General features: G+C 46.7%; 15 protein-coding genes, 1 pseudogene and 1 riboswitch. Of the genes and pseudogenes, 8 read left to right on the top strand and 8 right to left on the bottom strand.

From position 1 onward, the window contains the following. The 3 genes and pseudogenes from T489_RS0106975 to T489_RS15425 all read left to right on the top strand — a co-directional run. A partial coding sequence (locus tag T489_RS0106975; RefSeq protein ID WP_037319111.1) for an IS3 family transposase occupies nucleotides 1-276 on the top strand: 276 nt, incomplete at its 5' end. A 338-nt stretch (nucleotides 277-614) separates the two neighbouring features. After that, entirely contained in the window at nucleotides 615-1,325 is a 711-nt protein-coding gene (locus T489_RS15705; RefSeq protein WP_037319095.1) for a type II secretion system protein, read from the top strand. Nucleotides 1,326-1,655: 330 nt separating this feature from the next. Beyond that, nucleotides 1,656-3,068: pseudogene (locus tag T489_RS15425) on the top strand (ISL3 family transposase). Between the two features lie 76 nt (nucleotides 3,069-3,144). On the opposite strand, the gene ribB reads toward T489_RS15425, so the two are convergent. Next, nucleotides 3,145-3,810, bottom strand: coding sequence for a 3,4-dihydroxy-2-butanone-4-phosphate synthase (ribB, locus tag T489_RS0106955; protein WP_031579342.1), 666 nt, complete (start codon nucleotides 3,808-3,810; stop codon nucleotides 3,145-3,147). Between the two features lie 51 nt (nucleotides 3,811-3,861). Beyond that, a riboswitch (FMN riboswitch) is annotated at nucleotides 3,862-3,981 on the bottom strand. A gap of 346 nt (nucleotides 3,982-4,327) precedes the next feature. Between ribB and T489_RS0106950 the strand changes: the two genes are divergently transcribed. Further along, the gene (locus tag T489_RS0106950; RefSeq protein WP_031579341.1) at nucleotides 4,328-5,038 is read left to right on the top strand and encodes a DsbA family protein; all 711 of its coding nucleotides are present in this window, start codon (nucleotides 4,328-4,330) and stop codon (nucleotides 5,036-5,038) included. 363 nt (nucleotides 5,039-5,401) lie between these two features. After that, entirely contained in the window at nucleotides 5,402-6,988 is a 1,587-nt protein-coding gene (locus tag T489_RS0106945) for a tetratricopeptide repeat protein (RefSeq protein WP_031579340.1), read from the top strand. 86 nt (nucleotides 6,989-7,074) lie between these two features. On the opposite strand, the gene T489_RS0106940 is transcribed toward T489_RS0106945, so the two are convergent. The 5 genes from T489_RS0106940 to queC form a co-directional block, all read right to left on the bottom strand. Next, on the bottom strand, nucleotides 7,075-8,088 hold the full coding sequence (locus T489_RS0106940) for an HNH endonuclease (RefSeq protein WP_031579339.1): 1,014 nt from the start codon (nucleotides 8,086-8,088) through the stop codon (nucleotides 7,075-7,077). 73 nt (nucleotides 8,089-8,161) lie between these two features. Then, nucleotides 8,162-8,848: a complement resistance protein TraT gene (traT, locus tag T489_RS0106935; RefSeq protein WP_031579338.1), complete on the bottom strand. Its 687-nt coding sequence runs from the start codon at nucleotides 8,846-8,848 to the stop codon at nucleotides 8,162-8,164. Nucleotides 8,849-9,152: 304 nt separating this feature from the next. Then, complete coding sequence (locus T489_RS0106930; RefSeq protein WP_031579337.1) at nucleotides 9,153-9,848, bottom strand: radical SAM protein; 696 nt, start codon at nucleotides 9,846-9,848, stop codon at nucleotides 9,153-9,155. Further along, nucleotides 9,835-10,179, bottom strand: a complete 345-nt coding sequence (gene queD / locus T489_RS0106925) for a 6-carboxytetrahydropterin synthase QueD (RefSeq protein WP_031579336.1) — start codon at nucleotides 10,177-10,179, stop codon at nucleotides 9,835-9,837. Before queD ends, T489_RS0106930 begins: the two co-directional genes overlap by 14 nt. Before the next feature lie 91 nt (nucleotides 10,180-10,270). After that, nucleotides 10,271-10,957 (bottom strand): 7-cyano-7-deazaguanine synthase QueC, encoded by a 687-nt coding sequence (gene queC / locus T489_RS0106920; RefSeq protein ID WP_031579335.1) that lies wholly within the window; start codon nucleotides 10,955-10,957, stop codon nucleotides 10,271-10,273. Nucleotides 10,958-11,399: 442 nt separating this feature from the next. On the opposite strand from queC, the gene T489_RS0106915 reads away from it, so the two are divergent. Both T489_RS0106915 and T489_RS0106910 read left to right on the top strand, forming a co-directional pair. Further along, entirely contained in the window at nucleotides 11,400-13,526 is a 2,127-nt protein-coding gene (locus T489_RS0106915) for an SEL1-like repeat protein (protein ID WP_031579334.1), read from the top strand. A gap of 35 nt (nucleotides 13,527-13,561) precedes the next feature. Beyond that, nucleotides 13,562-13,948 (top strand): hypothetical protein, encoded by a 387-nt coding sequence (locus T489_RS0106910; RefSeq protein WP_031579333.1) that lies wholly within the window; start codon nucleotides 13,562-13,564, stop codon nucleotides 13,946-13,948. A gap of 69 nt (nucleotides 13,949-14,017) precedes the next feature. Here the strand turns inward: T489_RS0106910 and T489_RS0106905 are convergent, their stop codons facing one another. Then, nucleotides 14,018-16,153, bottom strand: coding sequence for a DNA topoisomerase 3 (locus T489_RS0106905; protein WP_198020434.1), 2,136 nt, complete (start codon nucleotides 16,151-16,153; stop codon nucleotides 14,018-14,020). 128 nt (nucleotides 16,154-16,281) lie between these two features. Beyond that, nucleotides 16,282-16,860: a thermonuclease family protein gene (locus tag T489_RS0106900; RefSeq protein ID WP_051621870.1), complete on the bottom strand. Its 579-nt coding sequence runs from the start codon at nucleotides 16,858-16,860 to the stop codon at nucleotides 16,282-16,284. A 789-nt stretch (nucleotides 16,861-17,649) separates the two neighbouring features. Between T489_RS0106900 and glgX the strand changes: the two genes are divergently transcribed. After that, nucleotides 17,650-19,773, top strand: coding sequence for a glycogen debranching protein GlgX (gene glgX, locus T489_RS0106890; RefSeq protein WP_051621869.1), 2,124 nt, complete (start codon nucleotides 17,650-17,652; stop codon nucleotides 19,771-19,773). Nucleotides 19,774-19,811 lie beyond the last annotated feature (38 nt).

Here is a 19,811-nt window from a genome sequence, read left to right as displayed (position 1 = left end):
CAGTACCAAATGTTCGAGTATCATTCCATGCTCAGAGAAAGAGGTATCATTCAGTCGATGTCTCGCAAGGGTAACTGCTATGACAATAGCATTATGGAAAATTTCTTTGGAAAGATGAAAAACGAGATGTTTTATGGACATGAATATGAGTTTAACACTCTAGACGAACTTAAAGATGCGATGGAGAAATATATCCATTATTACAACAATGATAGAATACAGAAAAAATTAAAAGGCCGAACTCCTTGTGAAGTAAGAAATTCAGCCTTAGAATAAGCATAAGTTTTATTTGTTCAACTTATGGGGGGCACTCCAAATTCTTCTGAGCTTTTTCTTTTTGAAGCCGCAGAAATCACTGACCATAAGCAGGCAAAGGGATTTCATTTATTGTGAATTAAGTCTTCTTTTGAAACACAAAACATGCTTATACTCTATACAGGAGGATTGTCGTTTTTACTGAACCTTTTAACCCATGTTCAAAAAACAGACACATCCTTCTTTACAAGTATGATTCAGTAATAGTAGTATTGAAACCGAGGAATGCAGCATCGGTAATGTTGCGGATTTATCATAGGGATATGTGATTCCACAGATTAAGAGTGGAGAGATTTGTTATGAAAAGATACAATGCTGACGCTTATTCAGGTATGAAGGCTAATGGTTTTACCTTAATAGAATTAGTGATCGTTATTGTTATTTTAGGCATACTTTCAGCCGCGGCCGTTCCAAAATTCATGAATATGCAGGGGGATGCCAGAGCATCAACGCTGATAGCAATAAAAGGTGCCGTGAAATCGGCAAACTCCATGATTTACGCAAAGTCACTTACAAACAACATCAACAACAGTTACTCTGAAAAAATCGATCAAAACAAGACTTGGCAGGAAGACTGCAGTACCGGCAGTTGCGTTAATATTGGAAATATCTGGGTCTATACAAAATTCGGATATGTTGATCGTAATTCTGTGGCTTATCTTCTGGATACGGATATCAGTGGCAATCAGGATACCAAGGTTGTCACGAACAAAAAAACCAATGAGAGAATAACCGTTCCGGCGCGAAATACCACACAGGGAGGCTCAAACTACAATTGCCCTACAGGTAATAATTCGGTACTGTGCAAGGATCATGATTTCTGTCAGTGCAGAGTCAACAAATATGCCGCAGTGGAAAACAGAGATACCCAGTTCATTGTACCGAAGGGATTCGATTATAACATTAACAAACATCCTAATGGCGGGTGCTATTTCGGCTACACGACTTCCGATGTAGTCAACAACTCAGTAAAACCTCCTGTGTACACACTCAAGACCGGAGGATGCTAAAACATATCAGTCGATAGAATAAAATTGCATTTCCACTTCTCGGCTACAGGTTTATTACTGTAGCCGTTTTTACATATATACCTGGATAAGATTCTGATGGTATTCCTCTCAGTTATGTGCGATCCGTCCAATCCTAATCCGTCCAAAATGATATAATCCGATTATCTGCATATGCCAGAATAATATTTTTTATATTTAGGGGCAATCACTTTTTTTATGTGATTACAAAAAATAAAAATTATTTATGCATTGAATAAAAAAGGATCTTCCTTTATGTTTGAGTTGCATCCTGCAAGATGTAGCATCTCAACCAAAATGAAGATCCATGCCATGAATTATATAAACAATACAACTACCTTTCAAGAAGCTCTTACTTCTTCTGCAAAGTATCTTATGTACCCCTCAAATCTTTCTGGTTTTCACAATACCGAAACAACCTTAAGGCGTTCAATGTCCGGAAGAAATGTCTTTTGTCACACGGGACATTTGAATTTACCTGAAAGAGAAAGGCTTTGTTCATGTGGGTGCAGGATGCATCTCAACAGCAGTCGTAACATTTACATACGTCATTTAAGTATAGGTGAACATCTGACGTGTCTGGAATTTCCTCACCATCAGTTACGCTGTCCGTCATGCGGTGCTAACAAAAGTCAGAATATTCCCTTCAAAGCTCAGGGGCACATGATTACGGAACCTTTGCACACATATACCAGAGATCTATTGGCTAAAGGAACCTACACCAACAAACAGGTGGCAGAAATCACCGGTCTCGGTGAAAACGTGGTAAAAGACATTGATAAGAAAAGGCTTCAGGAGCTTTATACAACCGACGGAGGAACAAAACTCATAAAGCCTGAAAAGCAGGCAAGATTTCTGGGTATAGACGAGTTCAAACTGCATAACGGGCATCGCTATGCCACTCATATAATCGACCTTGAAACAGGGCATATTCTGTGGATTCAGAACGGTAAAAAGAAGCAGGTAGTTTATGACTTCATCGACCATGTTGGAATGGACTGGATGGATGGTATAGAGGCAGTTGCCTGCGACATGAATTCTGATTTTGAAGAAGCCTTTGAGGAAAAGTGCCCTTGGATTCAGGTGGTTTTTGACTATTTCCATATCGTTAAAAACTTTAATGATAAAGTGGTAAGTGAGGTTCGTAAAGATGAACAGAGACGTCTGTACGAAGAAGGAAATATCGAAGCAGCGAAAGCCCTAAAGAAAACCAGATACATACTAACCTCCAATCGTTCAACTCTGCAGAAGAAGGACAAAGATGCCGATGAGGATAGAATAATTCATAAAGGCAGTTCCCTGTTTAAGACTGAGGATATTAAACGCCAAAGAGGATACGTAGCTAAATATAACGAACTGCTTAAACAGAATGAACTGTTATTCACTCTTGATCTGGTAAAAGAGAAGGTATTACAGGCTTATAAGATGACTGATTAAACAAAAATGGCTATAGAAATCGGCAACATAATGGAAATCTGTCAGGCGACAAACAATGAGCATTTCATCTGGTTCAGTCAACTTCTTAATAATCATTTTGAGGGAATCATTGCTCATGCCACCTATAAAATATCCTCTGGTAAAATTGAAGGAATCAACCAAAAGATCAAGACCATAAGACGACATGGTTACGGTTATCCGGATGACGAATACTTCTTCCTGAAAGTCATAGATGCGAGTAGGAAGAAGTACATCAGGAATCAGCGATCACATAAAATTAATGATTGAGCCATAAAACCTGAAAAAAGAGAAGGCTCTTACCTCACGGCAAGAGCCTTCTCCGTTATAAACCGGACGTTCTGACTTATACGTTGTGAGCCTTTCTGTAGGCTACGATATCAAGAATGCTTACAACGGTCATGTTGTGCTGAAGACCGAAGGCCACAACCTGCGGAAGTCTTGCCATGGTGCCGTCATCATTGGTCAGTTCGCAGAGAACACCGCTCGGATTGAGACCGGCAAGTCTTGCGAGATCCACTGATGCTTCGGTATGACCGTCACGAACCAGCACGCCGCCAGTCTTTGCGGTCAACGGGAACACGTGACCGGGATGACTGAGGTCTGAAGGCTTGGCATCAGGATTGATGGCAGCCTTGATGGTGGTAAGACGATCGTGTGCGCTTACCCCGGTGGTAACGCCCTTTGCGGCTTCAATGGTGATGGTGAAGGCGGTACCGTATGAACTGGTATTGTTGCTTACCATCTGAGGTAATTCAAGCTGCTTCATTTTTTCTTCAGGCATGCACAGACAAACGATACCTGAGCAGTAGCGAATCATCATGGCCATCTGGGCTTCAGTCATTTTTTCGGCTGCAAAAATGATGTCGCCTTCGTTTTCCCTGTTTTCATCGTCTACAACAAGTACACCGTTGCCTTCACGCATGGCCTGCAATGCAAGTTCTACGCGTTCTTCCGGTGTGTCTGCAAAAATCTCTAATAAGTTACACTGACTCACAATCTGACTCTCCATAATTTTTTACGTAGGTCAGGGCTAATTTGTTTGCAATAAAACAAAGCAGAAAACTACTCTCTTCTATCCGGACTGTAACCGTCGGCTCAGGATTTTCACCTGAATCTTACCTGTAAAGGCTCGCGGGCTGTCACCGCCGGTGGGGATTTTCACCCCGCCCTGAGAATGTGTGATATTTTACAATAAATTAAGCCGGTATACATCAGAAAAACCGATATTGAGGGCATTTTTTTCATCTGAATATTCAGTTGTTTGCCGCCGGAGGAAAAGAGAGTATCATGATGAAACGGAAGTCCTTCGGAATACGCCGTGAACAGGCGTGAAAAAACTTCGAGCCGGCTTCATGTACTGATCCGTGTATATATCTCAATTTTTGTGATTAATAGATCGCGAAAACGTGTTTATACCCGATTTTTTGTTATAATCAACCATCGTGTTACGGCCTTTTCAGGCGGAATGAGCGTCTGGCGGGAACGTGACTTGAATAATGTTCAACCATTGCATTTAAGGTTATTTTATGAAACTCCGCACTTTGTGTACTTCTTTGGTTCTGGCTTCCGTTTTATCAGCTCCGGCTTTTGCGGAATACTCAAAGAGTGATATTGAAAAAATCGTTCATGATTACATTGTGAATAATCCTGATGTTTTAATTGAAGCCTCAGACAACGTAAAGCGTCGTCAGATGGAAATTCAGAAGCAGAAGCAGGACAAGATGATTGCGGAAATTATCAGCAACAAGCAGTTCCCTCAGTCAGGTCCTGCCAAAGCCAAGCATACCGTTATTGAATTCTTCGACTACAACTGCGGCTACTGCAAGAAGGCCAAGCCTCTGTTCATTGATCTGCTGAAGGAAAACAGTGATACCAGATACATCTACATGGAATTTCCTATCCTTTCGGAAATTTCCAATACCGCAGCCAAGATCGGTGTGGCCATCTACAACCTGGACAAGGCAAAGTACGTTAAGTACAACAATGAACTGATGACCAGAAATTCACGTCTGAGCAACGAGGTTGAACTCCAGGCTCTGGTTGAATCACTTGATCTCAACTGGAAGGAAGTAAAGCAGCTGTCAGAAAGCAAGGATGTTGAGGAGGTTCTTGCCGATATCCGTTATGCCGCCAGTGAACTTGACGTAAGCGGTACTCCTGCATTCGTAATCGACGGAGAGGTTCTCCGCGGTGCTCCAAGAAGCAAGAATGACATCAAGAGACTGTTAAAGAACTGATGGAAATCAGGTTCATTCAGTAACAGGTGAGAACAGCCCGCCGTCAGCCGTAAGAACTGACGGCGGGTTGTTTTTTTTTCGGGATAAGCATCATCGGTTCAGGCGTAAAAGATAAACACGGTGTTCCGTTCTCACGGTGTGTTTTTCAGAATGCGGTCACGGCTTGTCCTTCCAGGTCATTACACGGCGATTTACAATAGTTAACATTTAATAAAAATAATATATGAGTTTAATCTTATAATTTTTTAAATGTTATTAACATTTTTGGTCAGTTTGAGATAATTAAGATAGCGGTTCTGTAGATACTGTTGTTTTTTTTGTTGATTCAATCATTGCAAGAACGGGTTAAAAGGTGGCTGAGATATGAATTCAACCGGATTTTATCAGACAGTTTTTAGTAGCAGAAAAAGAAGATTTTACGGATTGTTTTCCTGCAGTGCCATGATGCTGTGCGCTTCGTTTTTCATGACCGGTTCGGCCGAGGCCTCCAACTGTAAGAGCATTACGCTTCGTGAAGGTTATTTAAGTGACTTTTCCGAAATAACCGAAGAGCTGGACAGATCCGTACTTTACGGTTCTCTGGATAAGCATTCGGACAAGGCCGATCTCATTATAAAGACACTTGAACGTGACTGCAGTCATAAGGACAGCGAGGCATGCATCCGATTGGGAGACATCCATTACTTCGGAGAGCTGGCAAACTTTCTGATTAAGGAGGATCTGTGCGATCATCCTTTTGATGAGGTTGACAGGAGGCTCAGAAAACGTTCGGCCTTCTACTACGGTCAGGCCTGCGATCTGAAGATTCCGGCGGGCTGCGGCAGTACCGGACTTGCCATGGAGCCGTTTGTTTTTGACGCAAAGGAAGCTGAAAAGGTGGCAAAGGTTTATGAGAAGGGCTGTAATCTCGGAGATAAACTGTCCTGTTCAAGACTTGCCATGATTTACTACACCGGATACGGTGTGGTAAGAGACAGACAGCTTGCCTATGATTATCTGAAAAAATCGGAAGATTCTGATTTTTCCGACGTATACGACCTTAAAGGACTGTTCCATTACAACGGTGAATTTCTGGCGCGCGACCCTAAACTTGCTTTTGAAAACTACAGAAAGGGCTGTGACTCCGGCAGCGGGTTCTCCTGTGGTCAGCTGGGGGCTCTTTATTACACCGATAATTCCGCGGGAAAGAACATGGAAGCCGCCATGGCCGCTTTTGAAAAGGGCTGTTCCCTGGGTGACGGCAACTCCTGTTTCTATGCCGGAAGTTCTTATCTTAACAGAAAGAACTCAGACATCGATTATAACCGTGCATATCAGTTCTTTGACGACGGATGCGATCTGGGAGAGGCGTCATCCTGTTTTTATCTCGGTTACATGAATGAATACGGTCTGGGGGTTAAGAACGATTACCGTCAGGCTCTGATTTACGTAAGAAGAGGATGCTCATACAGGGATGAGCCGGCCTGCAGAAAGCTCGGGCTTCCGCCGAGCTATCTTCTCTTTACCTTAAAGAACAATCTTAACAGGGCGGTTTTAGGTCCTGAGGAAGACATGGTCATTGACGAGAACATGGAACCGTCCGTAACGAGAATGCTGGCGCAGCTTACTCATCAGTGTTCACAGAAAAATGCCGATGCCTGCAGCTTCCTGGGGGAATTCTATATCGAAACCAGGGACGCATCAGGCAGACTTCAGGTTTTAAAAGCCACCGATTACATGAAAAAAGGCTGTGACCTGCAGTATGCTGATGCCTGCTACAATCTCGGCATGCTCTATTATGAGAGTTTCATAGCCAGTCACAGGAAGGAGGAGCTGTTCTACGCCAACACTTATTTCAGGGATGCCGCAAATTATTTCCCGAGCATGAGAAATTCCTCCATGTACAACCGGACCAGCGTGATTCTTGATTACTTTGATTCAAGTCCGAAGGTTAGAACCAAAAAGCAGTAACTGACGGTTTTTTCACCCTGACGGTATAAAACAGAGGCTCCGCAGGTGCGGAGCCTCCTGTTTTAAGAGATGCTTTCCCGTGAAAGTCAGAGTCTGAGATTTCCTGAATATTCCTTCAGACCGCTGAGTCTTGCGTACTGCCACATTCTGTCCAGCAGGTCGTCGGAATAGCATGCGAAATCATTCCTGACAATGATGTCATCCGACTGCATGATGATTCTGTTTCTGTCTTCGATTTTTAGCAGCAGATCCCTGTCAGGCAGGCGGTTGTTCTTTCTTTCGTTGCAGGTCGGACAGGCCAGTACGAAATTCCAGAGCTTATCGTCTTTGACAAAGGACCACGGGATGAAATGGTCAACGTGAATCCCCGTATCCTTAAGTTTTCTGCCGCAGTAGAAGCAGGTGTTTTCCTCAAATTCCTTTCTGAGTATTTCACGGTAGAATGACAGGTCGCTGCGCTTTGGAGTGGCAAGTTCCAGTTTATCCAGTACGCGAACCACCATGCTGTCCTGATTTACGCGTTCCAGAAATTTGGCCCAGGAGTAATAGTTCAGTTTTTCCAGTTCGGTCTTGTATTTAAGCATGAACTCGTAAACCGTACGGTTCAGGACAAGACCCGCATCCTTCAGGTCAAAGGAGTAGATAATGCCGTCAAAATCACTGTAGAGGGCGCCGATGACGTATTTCTTGCATTCATCGGTTACCTTCCTGATGACTGATTCAAGTCTGATTTCATCAAGAGAACTGAACTCAAGAAAGCTCAGCAGTGATTCACTGCCGACGGCCTCCTTAAGAATGGTTTCCACTTTTGAGTATACTGATTTGCCGTCAGGCTTCATCTGTCTGAGATCATATTTAACCACCAGATTCCAGTAGTTTTCGGCAAAACGGGCAAAAAGCTGCCGGTAGGAAAAGAAAATTCCCTCGCTGCGTTCACTTCCGTTGAAGGCATTGTCCAGCAGTGATTTGATAAGTCCGAACTTATAGGTGTTTCTTTTGGAGCATGATTCTGAAAAAACGTAATTAAACAGAGACCAGATATGATCCTCCGTCGGTCTGTAATCCGTAATCGTGCCGTTTTTTAGATTCCATCCTGCCATGATTCATGCCGAGTGTAAAAGAGCCGTCCGGCCGAAAAGAGAGGAAGAATATAACGGCGGAACGGCGCATGTGTTAATGACTTATAAGCTGAGACAGCCCCTCTGATACATGCTCGAACATCTGATTCGTTGCCTGCATCTTGTTCATGTTCAGCTGCTGACCGGAAACGGTAATGGTGGTCTGGTAGGTGTCATAGTCCCGAAGACCGTTCTTCTGTCTTACTTCAATGTCGGCACTGTACATCAGTGTGTCGATGGAATTGCTGTCATCTATCGCATATCCCACACCGGCACCTACAAGTCCAAGAATTATAGGCAGAATGCTGAGTCCGGGATGATAGTTGTTGGTGGCCGCAATCACGCCGCCTGTTGCAGCGCCGATGACGGTGCCGGCAACCACGCCGCCGGTGGAACCGTTGCTTGTCGAATCAGCCGAGGAGATGGTTCCGTAAATGATGATGTCGGCATCGGCTGCGGAGTAGGTAATCGCCATGTTCGGCTGAGAGGATATTCTCGGAATCAGCTTTGAGGAGAATACGCTGTCAAGTCCGGACCCTGACAGATCCCTGAGGTTTACGTAAACCGTTTCGGGAATTCTGGACGCAGGCTGCAGATGAAAGGTGTTGGAGTAGTTCATCCGGATATTAAGATCACGGTATTTGGAAAGATGCTGTCCGGAACTGGTGCATCCGGTTGTTGCCGTCATGCAGCCAAAGGCCAGAACAGTACCCATGGCCAGACATTTTGCGATATTTTTCATTTAAAACTCCTTCCTGCTGTCAGGTTTCTGGATAAAAAGAAGTTAACGGAAAAAAGAAAAGTGACTTATATCCTGCAGGCGTACGAAACCGCATTAATTATTATGTATATACTTACTATTATGATACAGAAACTGACGGTTTAGTTCTCCGGAAATTAAAAAAAGTTCAAAACGAGAGCTGAATTGTATTTGCCGTCATGTAAGAGAAGATATCAGCGTTTTCCTGTTCTGTCTGCAGATGGCTGAAACAGCGGATAAGAAGGTCCGTCTCCTGCTGCTTCAGTCATAATGAAACGGCAGGTGATTACACGCCTCTGAGATTCGGATCCCAGATGTATTTGTGCATCTGCAGCTGAACCCTGATTTTTGAGGTGTCCGTTTTTTCGGTCCATGAAAGGAGCTTTGCAACGATTTCCTTCGGTTCAACCCTGCCAAACACTGCGGAAAGATAGATGAAGCACCGTGGTCTGAATTTCGTGATGACCTCAAGAGTGCGGTTAAAATCCTCCTCTGAACCGATGACAAACTTCAGTACGTCATTCGGGCGCAGAAGTCCCGGATTGTCAGTGTCCATTTTCTCCTCTTCACCGCTTGAAGGCAGTTTGTAGTCACAGCAGAAAATGAGTCTGGAAGCGCAGGGGAGTTCAAGATAACGGCCGAGATTTACAGAACCGTTGGTTTCGATGTTCACCAGATAACCTGCGGCGGTAAGAACTTCGAGAAGCTCTTCCGCGTTTCTGCGAAAAAGAGGTTCACCGCCGGTCAGAGTAATGTTGCGAATGGAGCCGAAGGATCTGACCTTTTCCAGAATTTCCCCGGCGGTCATATTCCTTCTGTCGTCAAAATCCCATGCGTACGAGGTGTCGCAGTAGGTGCAGCGGAGGTTGCAGCCGCACAGACGGACAAATACGGCCAGCTCACCGGAAAGTGTTCCTTCCCCGTTTACCGAAGCGAAGATTTCGTTTACCGGAAATACGGCGGCTGAATTACTGCTGTTCATCTTTTTCGTATGAGGCGGTATTGTCAGGACTTTCTTCAACGTCAACCCTGTAGCAGAAAGGCTGCAGCTGCTGACAGATCCAGTAGGCGATGTTTTCAGCGGTAGGGTTTACCCTGATGACATCATTGATAAGCTTGTGGTCCAGGGCGTCCTTTACCACTTTTTTGATATGGGAGAAATCCATGACCATGCCGTTCTGGTCAAGGGTTCTGCTTTTCAGATATACGTCAATCACCCAGTTGTGTCCGTGAACAGAGGAACACTTGCTTTCGTAATCAAGTGTCAGAAAGTGGGCCGCGCTGACGACAATACGCTTTTTTACCTTATACATTATTTGTTCTGGCTCCGGTATGGCAGCGGCTACCGGTCTGTTTTCCGCTGCACTGTGTTTATTCTTTGTTTATTCTCTGAACCGCAGGCGGCTATTCGGCCATCAGCGGGTCAACGGCATTATTCAGCCTGAAGGCATTGAGACGGTCAATGCAGGTGCCGCAGATCCCGCACGGCTTTTCTCCGCCTTCATAACAGCTCCAGGTCAGTTCGTATGGAACCTTCAGCTCCAGACCGATTTTCACGATGTCGGCCTTGTTCCTGTTGATGAAAGGGGCGTAGAGTTTTATTTCTCCGCCGGTACCCTCGTTAATGGCGTTACCCATATGCTTCACGAACTCTTCGGAACAGTCGGGGTATGCCCTGCCGGCCGCGTCATCGAGATGAGCTCCGTACCATACCTCGGATGAGCCGTGTATCTGTGCCATGCCGGCGGCCACGGAAAGCATGATGCCGTTGCGGAAAGGCACGTATGTGCTTACCATGCCGGCTCCGCCGATGTCCCTGAGCTGTTCGGCATAGCTGCGGTGTTCAATCGCTTCGGAGGAATTCTTCATCAGCGAGCAGTTGGATCCGGCAAATACTTCCGCCAGATTCATGATTGTAAGGTTTACCTTATAGTAATCAGCTACAGCTTTGGCAGAGTTTATTTCCCTGTCATGTTTCTGTCCGTAATGTATGCATAAGGCCGACACGTTGTCGGAACCATACCGGCTGACTGCCAGTGCCAGGCAGGTTGAACTGTCGAGCCCGCCGCTTAATAATACGGTTATTTTCACGATAATAGTGTCCTGAAGATTTAAGAACCTACGCTGTCACCTAAGGTTTTTTAATAAAAAATCCGATATGCACGCCGTCTGCCCTGGGCTCCGGAATGCGTCCGGCACCTTTTGCGGGAGGGGTAAAACACCGTTTACCGGCTGTAGCGTGCTGCCGGCAGATATTATATTTTATTTGACTGCAAAAATACAGTATTAAGGAAACAACATATTACTGCCGGATGTCTGACGAATGGTGCCTGAAAACTTCTTTTTTTCTTATTACTCACGCTTTGGACATCCGGCTGTTTAAATCATATTCCTTCAGGTGCTATGATCTTCGCGGAACGCATGTGTGACAAAGGCTTGAGTCATCTGTCGGAAAGGTGTTTTCATGGAGACTGAGGCCGGGCGTGAGTGAGCGTTCAGGTGTGCCGTCTTCCGAATCCTGCAGGTTTTTTTCATGATGATGCATTCAAGATCGTTTTTTAAAGGTGCTGTTTTTCTTCTGGCTGCATTTGTTCCTGTATTTGCCGAAGCATCGGCCGCGGACTGTCGCAGCGGTACGGACTGCTTAATAAAAGGGCGTGATATTTACAACGCCCTGAATCCCGGAAAATCTGATTTTGTCGCGGATGAGGCCGTAAAAGACGCTAAAACAGTAGAACAGTTTTCAAAAGCCAGGGTTTATTTCATGACTGCCTGCGAGCAGAATGTCGCTGCCGGATGCACATATGCCGGACATCTCTACGTGATAGGCGTGGCGAACATGGTAAGTTATGACAGAGCCCTGGAGTATTATGACAAGGGATGCAGGCTCGGTGACGGCGACGGCTGTTCATATATGGGGAAAATGTATGCCACCGGCAATGCCGTGGGCAAGGATCACGGACGCGCCCTGGAATATTTCAGAAAATCCTGTGAGATGAACAGTGCCGACGGATGCAATACTCTTGGAACTTATTATCGGGACGGCCTCTTTCTGGATAAGAACCCGGTGAAGGCAAAAGCTCTTTTTGAAAAAGCCTGTACTGCGAAGAAGTTCATGGGGTGTGTGAATCTCGGTGACCTCTACGGCTCCGGACTCGGCGTGGAAAAGAATTATGTCCGGGCTGGGGCTTTTTATGAGACCGGATGTAAAAACGGAAACGGAGAAGGATGCGTCAGACTGGGAACCTACTATGAACAGGGACTGCTGCCCGGTGGAAATCATAAAAAAATAAGATCTCTTTACGAACAGGCCTGCAGCTTGAGGATTCCGGAAGGCTGCCTGAAAACAGGAAACATGATTTATGAGGGTAAGGGGCAGCCAGTTTCATATTCCGGCGCCAGAATTTTCTACGACAAGGCCTGCAGTCTCTCAGATGGTGAGGGCTGTTACCGTCTGGGTAAAATATATGATCGGGGAATCGGTATAAACCAGAGTATCATTATGGGGCTTCTTTATTACAGTAAAGCATGCAGTCTTGATTATTACGATGCCTGCGTCACCATGGGCAGACGTTATGAAACAGATCCCAGACTTCGTTATCAGAACGGCACGGCTGCTTTCTACTACAGTCACGCATGTGAACTGGGGAGTGGACAGGGGTGTGCGGATTACGGTTATCTGATGGAGAAAGGCCTGAGCAGAGGAAACGGTGATCCTGAAAAAGCAAAGGAATACTACCTGCGTGCCGTGGAACTTCATCACGGATCCGGATACGGCTACATAGGTGCCATGTACGAGTTCGGCAGCGGAGTTGAGACGGATTATCTTAAGGCCGGAGAAAATTACAGACTTGCCTGTGATATGAAATTCGGTCCCGGATGCACGGGAATAGGGTATCTTACGGAAAACGGACTGGGGGTCGGTTTAAGTGAATCCAGAGCCTTGGAATTCTATGATAAGGCCTGCATGCTTGAAGACGGTGAAGGCTGTTTCAGAATCGGCAGGCACTATTACGAGCTGTTCAGCAGTACCGGAAAACACGAGAACATGGTGGATGCCAGCAGATACTATGAAAAATCCTGCGATCTCAACCACGGTTCAGGCTGTGAACGCATGGGAATGCTGTATAAAACCGGAGAATCAGGGATTCAGAGCAATGACAGGGCTCTGATGTATTTTCGCAGGGCCTGCATGCTTGAAGACGGTGAAGGCTGTCTGGGACTCGGCGGTTTATATGAGGAAGGCAGGGGAACCTGGGCTGATGACGGGAAAGCTCTTCATTATTACAGTCTGGCCTGCGCAAAAGAGTCAGGTGCCGGCTGTGCCATGGCTGGAAATTTTTATGAAAACGGCAGGGGGGCGGAAATCAGTATTGAAAAGGCCGGTGAGTTTTATGACAGATCATGCTCACTTGAAGAAAAGTCGGGGTGTCTGAGAATGGCGGGGCTTCATGCTGATGCGCAGAATACTGCTGAGGCGGAAAAATATCTGAGACTTGCCTGCAATCTTGATGACGGGGAAGGATGCTACAGACTGGGGGTTCTGTACAGTGAGAATGAAAGGTTCGCGGAAGCCGGCAGGTATTTTGAACGTGCCTGTTCCCTAAATTCCGAAAAAGGATGCCGAAAGACCGGGACCATGTCCGCAGAGAAAAAGTGACACGGAGAAAAACAATGAAATACCGGAAATTTTTTATGATATCTTTGCTGACGGCGGTTCCGTTTCTCCTGTGGTCAGCTTCTGCCCTGGCTCAGTGGAACGTCATTTATGAAAATGACGGCAACGTGACGTATATGGATGATGACAGCCTGAGGATTGTGGAGATTCTGGATTTCGGCAGAACCCGTCAGTTAACCATGACAAACATTCAGGAAATCCTTTCCGCAAACAGCTGTTCAGAACCGAGTACTCTGTATGTCAGGAGCAGGCCTGTCTATCATTACATATGCCGCGACAGCATTCAGGTATTCCTGGCGGACGGATCGGCCGGTCCTCTTCAGTTCGGAGGGAGCTGCACCGAAAAAAAAGACTGCGACGCCATGGAGAATTTTGTGAAGGAATATCTGAAAAAGCCGGACTGACCGGATAATCTGCCAAAAAACGTCTGCCGTTTTTTAACCGTGTCTCTACGTCTTATCCGGAATTTTCCGTCAGGCGGTCTGTCCGCGGCGTTTCCTCGCAGCTGCGGTCTTCACGGATGAGGTTCCTGAGCCTCGGGCGGCTTTTCTGCCGGAAGATCGTCCTGATGTTTTTCCGGCTCTTTTTCTTCCCGAGGTTTTTCCTGCATAATATCTTCCTGCAGCCGCCGGTGCAGACTGTCTGGTGCTCTCCTCGATATGTATCGGAATATTGCGGTTGTCTTCGATTATTTTTCCTATCCAGCCGGTAATGTGCGACATGAATCTTTCGTAGTCCATGGTTCCTGCTGCAATCATTTCAAGTCCCTTCTCCCAGCGTGCGGTTACGCCCACATCCTTGATTATCTGTGGCAGGGCATGAATCATTGAGGTGCCTTTTTCCGTCGGCAGAATATATTTGCCTTCATAATAAAGATAGGAACGGGCAATCGCATTGCCTATGATGTCGGCTCTGGTTGCCGGAGTTCCAAGACCGTCGGTTTCCTTCAGAATCTTTCGGTCTTCGGGATCCGTCACGTATCTTGAAATGTTTTCCATGGCTCCGAGGAGCGTGGCTTCGGTAAACGGTACCGGAGGTCTGGTGGTCTCAATGGAAGGATGAAGCATGATGAGCGTATGCACGTCTCCTTCTTCGGTAACCGGAAGAACCCGGTTGATTTCCTCTTTCGGTCCGCTTTCCTGCTCATCATTCGGCTTCTTGTAGTCGGACTGCTCCTTATCGGAGTCTGCGGCGTCATCCCTGTTTTTCGGCAGATAGAGAGCCTTCCAGCCCGGAACCGTAAGTTCACTTGATTTAGCATGAAAATGTTCGGTGTCCGCCACCAGTGTTATGGCTGCCTGTCTGAATACCGCTTCAGGCATGAACAGCGCCGTAAAGGAGTTTCTTATCAGGTTGTAGATGTTCATCTCATCGGAACTGATTCTCTGTCCGGAAATCGGTACTGATGTGGGAATAATGGCGTGATGCGCCGTTACTTTGCCTGTGTTGAAGGCGTAATGACGGGCGGACGGATCTATTTCGCCGGTAAAGGCGCTGAAATGTCCGTCGCTGCCGCAGGCCGCCAGAATTTCCGGGGCCTCATCATGAATTGAGGCCGGCAGATATCTGCAGTCGGTTCGCGGATAGGTGGTAAGTTTTTTTTCGTAAAGAGACTGGGCAATGTCCAGAGTCTTTTTGGCGGTGTATCCGAATCTGCGGTTGGCGAACTGCTGCAGAGTGGTAAGGTCAAAAGGCAGAGGCGCCTTCTGCTTTTTGTTTCCCGAGGTGTATTTTTCCACCACGAACTGAGACTGACACAGTCTGTTCATCAGCTCCTTCATGTATTCGGTATTCGTTACATAACCGCCGGCATCAAGTGCTTCATCCTTCGGTTCCCATTTTGCCGTATAGGTGCATCCGGCAAAATTCATTTCGGCCTTCAGCACATAGTACTGACGGGGAACGAAGTTTTCGATTTCGGTCTGTCTCTGAACCACCAGGGCTATGGTAGGGGTGGTGACCCTGCCTATGTTGAGAACCGTTCTGGCACCGTTCTGACTGGCGGTGACTGTAAAGAGACGGGAGAGGTTCATGCCCACCAGCCAGTCTGCTCTGGAGCGGGCGAGAGCCGCCTGATACAGATTGTAGGTGTCGGCTCCGTTCCTTACGGCCGCCAGGGATTTTCTGATGGATTTGTCGTCAAGAGCTGTAAGGCAGAGGCGCTTGAGCGGCCCTCTGTATCCCGCATATTCGTCCAGCACCAGTCTGGCAATGGCTTCACCCTCGCGGTCGAAGTCGGTGGCGATGGTTATGAGGGAGGCGGAATTTATCAGCTTCTTAATGGCCTGAAGCTGTTTTGTAACCTCAGGATCCTTTCTGGGCGCGGCCTTGGATCCCGGTTTTCTTTTGGCAAGTCTTGCCCTGTATTTCCAGGTTTCGGGAACAATGGGCAGGGTGCCGAGATTCCAGTGCTTCCAGTTTTCCGAATATTCATCCGGCAGATAAAGCTCGAGAAGATGACCGAGACACCAGGTGACTCCCACCGTATCGGCCGGATTGCTGATGTGGTAATCGTGCTTCGTGCCGAGATTCAGTACCCTGGCAAGATCCCTTGCCTGTGACGGCTTTTCACAGATATAAAGATTTTCAATGGTTTTTGTTCGGGCCATGTTCATGCTGCCGGACCTCCTCCTCATTTTCTTTAACGCTGATCCGGGGAGGGAGCCCGATTCCTCTTAATGTAATGCCAGCCGCGGCTGTCGGGATATTGTACCTTATGCCGGGACTGATGACAGTGTTATTTTCCGCGTTTTGCCTTTTTTGAATGGCGGTAAACCGAAGGTTCCATCGGATTCGGATATTTCCACAGGCCGCGGCGGTTCTTTCTGGCCGATGCTTCAAGTCCGGTATAAATTCTGGCATCATTTCCCGAAAGGTAGCGGCGGAAGGCCCAGGCGTTGCCTGATTCGACCATCTTCTGATTTACGTTGATTCCGTTCACGTGGATAACGGACAGTTCACGTCCGTATCTGTCCGTTCCGAAGGTTGTCACGCTGACCTTCTTCCTTAAAACCAGTCCCCGGAGATATCCGCCGGATTGCTGACCGTACTGCTGAGACTTTTCCGGCGCATCAATGTTCTTCAGTCTTATCTTGTGCGCTTTTCTGTCACTGCCGAGGCATTTTACCGTATCTCCGTCTGAAACACGGATAATGGTGCAGGAATAGCTGTAGGAGGTCACGGCCTTCTTTCTGTGTTTTGCCGCTTCGGCCGGAGCAGTCAGAAAAAGAGAGGTTATTAACAGGGAAAGCAGAATTTTTCCGGATATTCTGAAAAATCCGCGGTGCCGTCCGTGACTGATACCGGTTATGGTCATGTGCTGTGTCCTTTATGTATGGAGTGGAAAAATACGGAAAACCTGTTCCGTGATTCATAATGACATTCTACAGTAAAAAAATCATTTGAGAATAAAATTTAATCCTGTTTTTCTTCCGAACCGGCAATAAGGAGATCATGATCATGAACTTTCGGTGTTTTTTCGGGATCGGAATTTTCCGGACATTTTGTCTAAATACTACATTTTGAACGTTTCTGTTTTATATCTTAAACGGATGCGTATTTATTTTATTGCTTTATTTGGGCTGATACGGACCTGTTTTTTTAGATAGGAACGACATATCAGAATATAAAGTAAGCAAAGTGGCCTGTAACTGCATAATTATTTTCTTTTTTGGATATTTATAGTATAAAATTCTAACTGTAAAGGTTTTCATGCGTGATCCGGAGGCCGTTCACGATGTCTGCACCCGGAGCCGCCGTCAGGACCCGGCGGTAGGCGTTACCTGAGATACCGAAAACCATATATCAGAAGAAAAACATATATAAGAATTTAAACAGAAAGAAATAATAAAGCATGTCTTCATAAGACATGAACAATAAACATTTGTAAAGGAACGGAGTATCGGGGATCGGCATCCCCGCACTCACGATGATTTCGCAGTCGATGATCATGGGACTGATGAACGGACGTCGCGGAATCGGAAAATAGTTCAAAACAAAGCTGATTTTTCTAACAAGCGATAAAACTGAAAGTATTTCTTATGGGATTTTGCATCAAACGAATGAAAGTCGGGGCGACTGTCCCTGATGATAAAGCAGGTTTCTTATGATACACAAAAAAGATATACTGGGCGGTCACTGTCGTGATTTGGGTGCTACCATTGAAAAACATGGCGTAAACTTTGCCATCTGGTGTCGCAATGCCAAGGTTATGGAGCTGCTCCTTTTCAAGGATGTCAACGACGATGAACCTCAGGTTATTGAACTCACTGCTGCCAAGCACCGCAGCTCTTACTACTGGCATGTCTTCATCAGGGGACTTAAAGACGGTCAGCATTACGGCTGGCGTGTCAAGGAGGTTCTGCACAACCGTCCGGGCATGCTGTTTGACCCTCAGAAGGTTCTTCTTGACCCATACGGAAAGCGCATAGTCTTTCCTGACAACTACAACCGTACCTTCAACCAGTTTGTCGGTTCAAACGTGATGTTCTGTGCCAAAAACGTGGTTGTGGACATGAACAGGTACAACTGGAACAACGACGAGAGTCTCAACACCGAGCAGACCTCCAGCGTAATCTATGAAATGCACGTGGCGGGTTTCACCAAGGACAGAAGTTCGGGACTTCCGGATAAAATCCGCGGAACCTACAGGGGCGTTATCGAAAAGATTCCTTATCTCAAGGAACTCGGAGTCAACGCGGTCGAGCTTCTGCCGGTTTTCCAGTTTGACAGATTCGACGCCTCTCCGGGAAAGAACAACTACTGGGGCTACAGTCCGATGGGCTTTTTCGCCATTCACGGAGAGTATTCATCACGCAGGGACGTGTACGGTCCCCTGGATGAGTTCAGAGACATGGTGAAGGCGCTGCACAAGGCGGGAATAGAGGTTATTCTTGACGTGGTGTACAACCATACCTCGGAAGGCGGAGATACAGGTCCCATCTATTCATTCAAGGGACTGGACAACAACGCCTACTACATTCTTGACGAAGGTCAGCGCTACAAGAACTACAGCGGCTGCGGTAATACGCTCAATTCCAGCCATCCGATGGTTAAGAGAATGATTCTGGACAGTCTGCATTTCTGGACCGAGGAAATGCATGTTGACGGCTTCAGATTCGATCTGGCCTCAATTCTGTCACGCGCCACCTCTGGCGAGCCGTTAAACGATCCTCCGACCACACTGTTCATCGCGACGGATCCTCGTCTTGCCAAAATCAAGCTTATTGCCGAACCGTGGGATGCGGGCGGACTTTATCAGGTGGGCAGAATGGCCGGCAAGAAGTGGCGTGAATGGAACGGTCAGTTCCGCGATGACGTGAGATGCTTCATCCGCGGTGATGAAAACATGATTCACCGTCTGGTTAACCGTCTCCTCGGTAGTCCGGACATCTACCGCAACATTGATGACGACCCGCAGAAGAGCATCAACTTCATCACCTGTCATGACGGCTTCACCCTCTGGGATCTGGTATGCTACAACCAGAAGCACAATGAGGCCAACGGAGAGCACAACAATGACGGCAACAACTGCAACTTCAGCTCAAACTACGGTGTTGAAGGCGAAACCGATAATAAGGAAATCACGGCTCTGCGCATGCGTCAGGTAAAGAACATGATGCTGCTTACCATGTATGCCATGGGTACACCGATGATTCTGATGGGGGATGAGGTGCTGAGAACCCAGCTGGGCAACAACAATGCCTACTGTCAGGACAACGAGATAAGCTATCTCAACTGGAACCGATCCAAGCGTGCCGAGGAGATGTTCCAGTTTACCCGCAAGCTGATTGCCAACCGCGTAAACCGCGGCAGTAGCATGGACAAGGACAAGCTGTCCATCAGAAATCTTGCCGAGGCCATTGAAAAGAACCAGGTGACCTGGCACGGTGTTGAACCTTACCAGCCGGACTGGTCTCCGGCCTCTCATTCCATCGGCATGTGCGTATATTCAGAATCATCCGATTCATATTACTACATGTTCATTAACTCATACTGGGAAGGTCTGCACATCAAGATTCCTAACGTGCCGAGCAACCACAACCTCAAGTGGCTCAGAATAGTGGATACCTCTCTGCCGTCCCCTGATGATTTCCGGAATGATCCGAAGCAGATGGAGCGCATAGGTCATTTCTACTATGTGGCAAGTCACACCATACTGGTGCTGGTTTCCGAAAAGAAGGCTCCGGTAGAAGAGAATGCCGAAGAGGAAGAGGCGGAAGAAGTGTAGCGGAGTGTAACAGCCGCGGCGGATCCCCGGGGACTTTG

Source organism: Ruminobacter sp. RM87 (assembly GCF_000701925.1).
GTDB classification, from domain to species: Bacteria; Pseudomonadota; Gammaproteobacteria; order Enterobacterales; family Succinivibrionaceae; genus Ruminobacter; species Ruminobacter amylophilus.
The sequence above is the reverse complement of the archived record's forward strand: the minus strand, read 5'-3'. Positions and strand labels throughout refer to the sequence as shown.